At 58.8% G+C, this 7,795-nt stretch carries 6 protein-coding genes and 1 pseudogene; all 7 read left to right on the top strand.

The features are described from left to right. Positions 1-324, top strand: a 324-nt coding sequence (locus K289_RS47090) for an integrase core domain-containing protein (RefSeq protein WP_027556423.1), incomplete at its 5' end; no start/stop codon positions are given. Between the two features lie 342 nt (positions 325-666). Continuing rightward, the gene (locus K289_RS51260) at positions 667-858 is read left to right on the top strand and encodes a hypothetical protein (RefSeq protein WP_027556424.1); all 192 of its coding nucleotides are present in this window, start codon (positions 667-669) and stop codon (positions 856-858) included. After that, on the top strand, positions 836-2,902 hold the full coding sequence (locus K289_RS0139810; RefSeq protein WP_027556425.1) for a recombinase family protein: 2,067 nt from the start codon (positions 836-838) through the stop codon (positions 2,900-2,902). Before K289_RS51260 ends, K289_RS0139810 begins: the two co-directional genes overlap by 23 nt. Before the next feature lie 37 nt (positions 2,903-2,939). Then, complete coding sequence (tnpB, locus tag K289_RS49905; RefSeq protein WP_198024884.1) at positions 2,940-3,128, top strand: IS66 family insertion sequence element accessory protein TnpB; 189 nt, start codon at positions 2,940-2,942, stop codon at positions 3,126-3,128. 46 nt (positions 3,129-3,174) lie between these two features. Then, on the top strand, positions 3,175-4,827 hold the full coding sequence (locus K289_RS0139815; protein WP_027556426.1) for an IS66 family transposase: 1,653 nt from the start codon (positions 3,175-3,177) through the stop codon (positions 4,825-4,827). Positions 4,828-5,511: 684 nt separating this feature from the next. Beyond that, on the top strand, positions 5,512-6,237 hold the full coding sequence (locus K289_RS49910; protein WP_084788945.1) for a RolB family protein: 726 nt from the start codon (positions 5,512-5,514) through the stop codon (positions 6,235-6,237). Positions 6,238-7,517: 1,280 nt separating this feature from the next. Then, positions 7,518-7,778 (top strand): annotated as a pseudogene (locus tag K289_RS0139840) (transposase); the annotation flags it as partial. Between the last annotated feature and the right edge of the window lie 17 nt (positions 7,779-7,795).

Below are 7,795 nucleotides of genomic sequence, written 5' to 3' on the forward strand. Positions count from 1 at the left end.
GACTGGCACTTCATAGCCCCCGGCAAGCCGATCCAGAACGCCTTCGTCGAGAGCTTCAACGGCCGGATGCGTGATGAGTTCTTGAACGAGACGCTGTTCTTCGATCTCGACGACGCACGCACCAAGATCGCTGCATGGGTCGCCGACTACAACGACCAGCGCCCGCATTCTTCGCTGGAATACCTCACACCTGCGGCCTACGCCGCCACACTCACCGCAACGGGCGCTCGGCTGCGCAACCCCGACCAGCTCCGCCGATCGCCCGTTGCTCCACCCGCGCCGCATGGCGTAGAAAACCCCGAGACTCTAACCGCCGCTGGATGAAACTTCGGTGGCAGGTCACAGCCAACACGCGACATTCTGCATACAGTCTTCGAAGCGCGACAATTGCATATCCGTGGCATCCCCTTTTTGGACGAACGCTTCAGGTCGCACCGTTCCGACGCGGCAAGGATTTGAAATGCATCTACACAGAGGAGCGGCGTGGGTTTAGCCGCGAGGTTCCCAATTGGATGCTCGACGAAAGCTACTGTGCCGGCATGGCGTTTGGACCGCCGCAGGTCAGTATTGAGGGGCTGAACGAATTTGCTGCTGTTCTGAAGCTTCTCGGCGCGACTCAGGCGTCGGGCGCACGATCCCGTCCTTCAATGAAGAGGGAGAAGGGACGTGCGGAGAAAAAGCCGATATCGCGAACCGATGCAGCTGGGTCTGGATCTGGGACGCCGGACTTCCCAGGACTCGCTGGGCAGCAATCCCAAAGGTCTGATCCAGGCGCTCGCCGACCTCCTGCTGGAAGCGGCAGGCATCGAGACCGCTCAGATGACGGGAGGTGACCATGAGCATCAAGATCACGCCTGATCACCTCAGTCGCGCCGCCGTCGTCTATGTTCGCCAATCGACAATGTCCCAAGTCACGGGGAATCTCGAAAGCCAGCGGCGGCAATATGACCTGGCGCACGCAGCGGAAACAGTCGGATTTAGGTCGGTGACGGTAATTGACGACGATTTGGGTCGCTCCGGTTCTGGCAGCACTCAGCGGCCTGGCTTTGAGCGGCTTGTGGCAATGGTCTATTGCATCGAGGCGTCGCGGCTGGCGCGCAATGGACGCGACTGGCATCACTTGATCGATCTCTGCGCGCTCGCTGGCGCGTTGGTGATCGATCCCGACGGCGCCTATGATCCGCGGCTCGTCAACGATCGCCTGCTGCTCGGACTGAAGGGAACGATGTCGGAGTATGAGCTGAGCCTGCTTCGCCAACGGGGAATCGCCGCTCGAGACTCTAAGGCCCAGCGCGGCGAGTATCGCTTCATGCTTCCACCCGGATTTTGTTGGAATGAGCTTGGCAAGATCGAAATCGATCCCGACGAACATGTGGCGGGAGTAGTCCGTCTCGTCTTTACGAAGTTCCGCGAGCTCGGCAGCGCCCGGCAGGTCTTTCTTTGGCTGCGCGCGGCCGACATCAAAATGCCTGTGGTCCTGAGAAATGTTCAAATCTACCAGCTCAGCTGGAAGGCGCCGGCCTATCACACGGTGATGCAGATCCTGCACAATCCGCTCTATGCTGGCGCCTATGCGTTTGGTCGAATCGCCCAGAAGACACGGATCGTGGACGGTCGCGCCCGCAAGGTCAGCGGGTTCAAAAAGCCGCGGGAGGAATGGAATGTGCTCCTGCGCGACAATCATCCCGGCTATATTGGTTGGCAGGAGTATGAAGACAATCAGAAGCTGCTGCTGGAAAACGCGCACATGAAGAATAATTGCTCGCGTAAATCGGCGCGAGGGGGACGCGCACTCCTGACTGGCTTGATGCGATGCGGACGTTGCGGGCGAATGATGCGTGTGTTCTATGGCCAGGCCAAGGGGAATGCCCATCGTTATCAATGCCGCGGCGATGACGCTCATGTTGGCGCAGGCCTATGTATCGGCATCGGCGGAGTGCGCGTCGATCGTGCGGTCGCGCTGCAAATCCTTGAGGCGATCTCCGATCGGGCTGTTGAAGCAGCGATATTGGCGTCCGATCAGGCTGAGCGTTCAAGACAAGAGATCATCGCGGCCGTCGAACGGGAGCTTGAAGTAGCAAGCTACGACGCGTCTCTTGCCGCACGCCGATACGAACTTGTGGATCCGGCGAAGCGCCACGTTGCCCGTGAACTCGAGGCACGCTGGAATGGCGCATTGGAGCGGGTTGCCGAGCTTGAGGGTCGGATCAAGGAGCAGCGCGCCGCATCAGCGGAAACCCCCAAGATCGACCGCGCCCTGCTTCTGCAACTTGCGCACGATCTGCCGCGAGTCTGGAATGCACCGTCCACCGACACACGCACCAAGCAGCGGCTAGTTCACATCGTAGTCCGAGAAATTGTTTGCGATCTCGACGAAAACACCAATGAGGCGGTTCTGCTTGTCCACTGGACCGGCGGCCGGCACACCGAGGTTCGTGTTGCTCGCGTTAAGACGGGGCGGTATCCGGGAGATATGGCACCTACGGCCGTTGACGCACTTCGCAAACTTGCTGGTCGTTGGCCTGATCGAGAGCTCGCCGTGTCGCTCAATCGAATGCGCTGCAAGACCGGCGACGGCGAAACCTGGACGACTGTTCGCGTGCGGGAAATGCGCGAACGCTTAGGCTTGCCAGAATACGATCCCGCATCATCGGATGGAAAAATGATCAGCCTCGCGAAGGCCGCAGCACACTTTGGAATTTGCGTCGGATCCGCAAAGACCCTGGTACTGAAGGGCATCTTGCCGGCAACACAAGCAATCAAGGGCTCGCAATGGTTGGTTCCTGCCGAGGCGTTGAGCTCGGAGGCAGTACGCATAGCGGTGCAGCGCGTGATCGAACGCCGACCAAAAAACTACATTGATTATCAGTACGATAGGTTGATTCGCCTGCCTGGAATCTGACAAAGGGACGCACAATGAAACGAGCTGTAGCGATCTTGTGAAGGTGATTTGGCACGATGGCCAGGGAGCATGCCTGTTTACCAAACGACTCGAGAGAGGAAGGTTCATCTGGCCATCGGTTGCCGGTGAATCGGTAACGATCTCGCCGGCGCAGTTGAGCTATCTGTTGTCCGGGATCGATTGGCGCAACCCTCAAGAAACCCAGCGTCCGACGCGGGTCGGATAGTCGTTTTACGGTATGAATCTGCTGCTTGATCTGATTCAATGGCTCCATGATATCGAAGCCGGACGATCTTCCATCGGACCTTGTCAGTGCCCTGGCGGCGCTGCAGGCCGAGCGTGAGGCGCGGCTGCGAGCCGAGGCGGTGGCTGCCAGTGCGCGGGCGGAGCTGTCGGACAACGAGGCGCTAATCGCGCATCTCGAACTGCGAATCGAGAAGCTCAAACGCGAACTGTACGGGCAGCGCTCCGAGCGCACGGCACGGCTGCTCGAGCAGTTGGAGTTGGAGCTCGAAGAACTCGTCACCACGGCGAGCGAGGATGAGCTTGCCGCGCAGGCCGCAGCGGCGAAGACGCAGAACGTCCGCCCCTTCATGCGCAAGCGGCCGGTGCGCAAGCCATGGCCGGACGACATCGAACGCGAGCGCGTCGTCATTGAGGCTCCAACGACCTGCGCCTGCTGCGGTGGATCGCGGCTGGCGAAGATCGGTGAGGATGTGACCAAAACGCTGGAGGAGATCCCGCGCAGGTTCAAGCTGATCGAGACGGTACGCGAGAAGTTCACCTGCCGCGATTGCGAGAAGATCAGCCAGCCACCCGCGCCGTTCCATGCCACGCCGCGTGGCTTCATTGGCCCACAATTGCTGGCGACGATCCTGTTCGACAAGTTCGGCATGCATATCCCGCTCAACCGCCAGGGTGCGCGCTTCAAGTGCGAGGGGATCGACCTGCCGTTGTCGACGCTGGCCGACCAAGTCGGCCACGGGACCTTTGCCGTCATGCCGCTCTTCCACTTGATCGAACGCCATGTGCTCGCTGCCGAGCGCCTTCATGGCGACGATACCACCATCCGTATCCTGGCGAAGGGCAAGTGCACGACCGGCCGGATCTGGACTTATGTGCGGGATGACCGGCCCTTCGCCGGCCCTGCGCCGCCGGCGGCGGTCTATTACGCCTCAAGCGACCGACGAGGCGAGCATCCCCAGAAGCATCTGGCCGCCTTCGCCGGTATCCTGCAAGCCGATTGCTACAACGGCTTCGAGCCGCTGTTCGACCCGCAGAAGAAGGCGCGGCCGATTACGCCGGCGTTTTGCTTTGCCCATGCGCGGCGGGGCTTCTTCGAGCTGGCTGACATCGAGAAAAATGCTCGGGAAGGTAAGAAAGGCAAACCGGTCTCTCCGATCGCGCTGGAGGCGGTCAGACGCCTCGATGCGTTGTTCGAGATCGAGCGCGCCATCAACGGCCGCGGCGCCGACGAGCGGCGCGCCATGCGCCAGGAGAAGAGCAAGCCGCTTCTCGAGGACATGCACGCCTGGTTGCTGCGTGAGCGCGAAACCCTCTCGCGCTCCTCCGAGGTCCTGAAGCCGATCAACTACATGCTCCGGCGCTGGGACGACTTCGCCCGCTTCCTCGACGATGGCAGGATCTGCTTGACCAACAATTGTGCCGAGCGCGCATTGAGAGGCATCGCCTTGGGAAGGCGCAACTGGACCTTCGCCGGCAGCCAGCGTGGCGCCGACCGTGCCGCCATCATGCTGACGATGATCACAACCTGTCGCCTCAACGACGTCGATCCCAAGGCCTGGCTCGCCGACGTCCTCGCCCGTATCGCCGATCTTCCCGCATCGCGTCTGCACGAGCTGCTGCCCTGGGAATGGAAGCTCCTGCGCCAAGCCGACAAGCCCGCCGATCAGCAGGCCGCCTGACCTTCACGCAACGCTATCATAGAGCTCGCCGTGCCCGCGCGCATGCGTCAATCAGGCGGTCTTCGTCGTATGCGTACGTTAGAGAGTGCACCTCTCTTGACGGTACCACGGCGGCAAGCGTCGTGAGATCCACGACAGCGCGCGGGCAAGTGCGGGCACATCGGCGACGTCCGTGCGAAACCGTTGGATCGGGTCGTTAGTCGGCTTCGATGAGCGACGAGTGCTGATCGGCGAGGTCTCTCTCGCAGCGACGCTCACTGGGCAGTGCGAGCTGACCGAGCACTGCTTCGAGGCGCGAAGATCTGGCCGCCACTATGAGGATGCAGGTTTTGCCCCATTTGCGGGTACCGATTTCCGCAATTCGCGGAGAGCGATGTCAGTACCTCACTATCGAACTGCGCTCGCCATGCACTGGGCTTTGTCATTGTCAGCCTTGGGCTTTGTCATTGTCAGCCTTGGGCTTTGTCATTGTCAGTCTTGCTGTCTCGAAGAGAATAACTCGTCGCAATCCTCAAAGGGCGCCTTACGCGGCAGTCGAAAGAATCCACGTTCGTAAGCAGTGAGGCGCACTTACCGTTAAACCCAAGTTTTCATATTTAAACCCGCTATCGTTTGCGTCAACAATCACACACGCTAACAAACTTCCTCTATAGCCCGTCCTTTCCTACACATGCCCCTTTCGTTATGGCCAACAACTGCCTCCCATATAATCGCCTTGAGTTCGGCGGCAGCAGTTTAGTTCAGGTGGAGCATCCAGATCAACTACAGGGCTGTCTCAGGGAGGTGTTAGCTCGATATCGGATATTCGTCCCTTATGTTCTGACAGGCCAACGGGCGTGGGTCTTTGGCGCCCGCGAACTTGAACGACTTCTTGGGTCTCCTGAGAAGGATTACCAGGAGTTTGCAATGAGGGCATGCGTGAACCATCCGTTGGATGGCTACATTGAGTACATCCAGAGTGCTCATCCCGATGTATTGTACGTCTATATGCCGGTTACGGCTGCGAGGAACTGTTTTGAGAATCAGACGCTCTCGCACATTCCTTCTCACTTCGGCGATGTTGTGCTGGCGACGGAAATTCCACCCTATCGTTTCGCCACCAATGTTGAGGACATAGTGCGACCCTACCGCGACCGCGATCAGGACGTCCGTACGGTCGACGTTCAACGTTTCGTGGCAGTTCCCCGCACCGATCGGTTCGTCTACGACGGACGAAACGCAGTGTGGGTTCGTACCAAGCAGGGTCCGATTGATGTGTTGGCGTATGGACGCGTGATGTTCTGGAATGCGGTCCGAATGCCTGAGAAGAAAGGAAAGCCAGGTAGTTCAAGTGGAGGCTCAGGCGGTGCAGGTGGGAGGCCACAAGGAATGCCGGCAATGCTCGGCAGCAGCTGGGGAGTGCCATCTTAGGGAGACCCGCGCTGCGGGACGCGCCGCGCCAATGCTGTGACCTGGTCTACCTTGCCAGAAGTTCATGTTTCGTAGGGATCATGGGCTTTTGTGTTGTTTTGTTGAATTACCTTTCCTGTTTTTGGCTTAATTTCATGGCGGCACCTTCTAAAAAAGAAGCGCCGCGGTATATTGTCTGTTGTAGACGCTTGCTGTTCAAATAAAACCAGGTTCTGATTTAATGTAAAACAATCAGCCACGTCTTTTTAGTTTTTGTTTACTCAACGCCACTTTCCGATCGGCTTGGCGCTGCAGCCGCGCTACTCACCCACCCTAACGTAACAACTGAAAACAGAAATCTGCATGGTGTGAGCCTCCTCGGGATTGGGGTCGTACGCGTCCCTGCTCTTCGCGCCGACTACATCCGCCATACTCCCGCGAGTGCAACCATTACGAGGTCCTGGCAAAGTACTGCGATTTGGAATGTAACGACAGTTCTACCGGCAACACTGAGAAATGTCTGGTTATTCCCGAACCGACCTCTTTCGGAGCAAAAGGGGCAGGACTTTTGGAGACGTCGGTACTTTGGCAAGTTTGATATGTTGGCTGCCTGTAGCAAACACACCTTCGAATTGATCTTCATGGTTGAGTCGCGCGCTTGCTCTTAATGTGCTTTTGGGGGTGCTTTGGTTTCAGGGCGGTGACTTATCACTAGTGTTCTACTTTTTTCGTTCACAACTGACCTGCCACAACGTCTTGGCTGGTTCGCAAGGTCGAGCGGCTCGTTTTCCAAGCGCGGAGACGCGCTTTCGAGACACGCCAACCGATTGCAGGCTCGTTCGATGTCCGGCCACGCGAATGCGGCACGCATGCTAACAAGGCGCGACAATTCGCTGCATGGTACTGGCCCAGATCCAGCGTGCCACAGGAGCTGTGGAGACTGGTGAGCTCGGGGGAGACCAGCGAACGGAAGGCACGGAACAAGGGCAAATCACGGGCGTCGACTGCGAATATGACCTTATGGCCTAATTCGCACCTTCCGTGTCTTGCACCAAATATGCGGAAGAGCCATGCAGGAAATGGAAAAGAAGGCGCAACTGGTCCGTTTGATTGCCACGACGGACCCGGTCCTGGAGGAGACGGCGGCACTGCGGGCCAAGGGGGCGGGCTGGTAGGTGGGATTGGTGGTCGAGGTGGAGCGCCAGGTACTCCTGGAGGAGGAGGAGGCTCTGGTGCGGTGACCTGCCACTGCGTATTTCCTCCAGATGGAGTTAGAGTCCGGCCTGAAGAAGGACGGACAGATGAAGCGAGCAAGGTTCACGGAAGAGCAGATTATCGCTGTGTTGAAGGAGCATGAGGCTGGGGCGAAGACGGCGGACTTGGCTCGCAAGCATGGGATCTCCGAGGCAACAATCTACAACTGGAAGGCCAGGTTCGGCGGCATGGACGTTTCCGAGGCCAAGCGGCTGAAGGCGCTGGAGGAGGAGAATGCGAAGCTGAAGAAGCTTCTGGCCGAGCAAATGCTCGATGCGGCGGCCCTTCGCGAGCTGCTGTCAAAAAAATGGTAGGGCCCGCCGCT

Source organism: Bradyrhizobium sp. Cp5.3, assembly GCF_000426265.1.
GTDB classification, from domain to species: domain Bacteria; phylum Pseudomonadota; class Alphaproteobacteria; order Rhizobiales; family Xanthobacteraceae; genus Bradyrhizobium; species Bradyrhizobium neotropicale.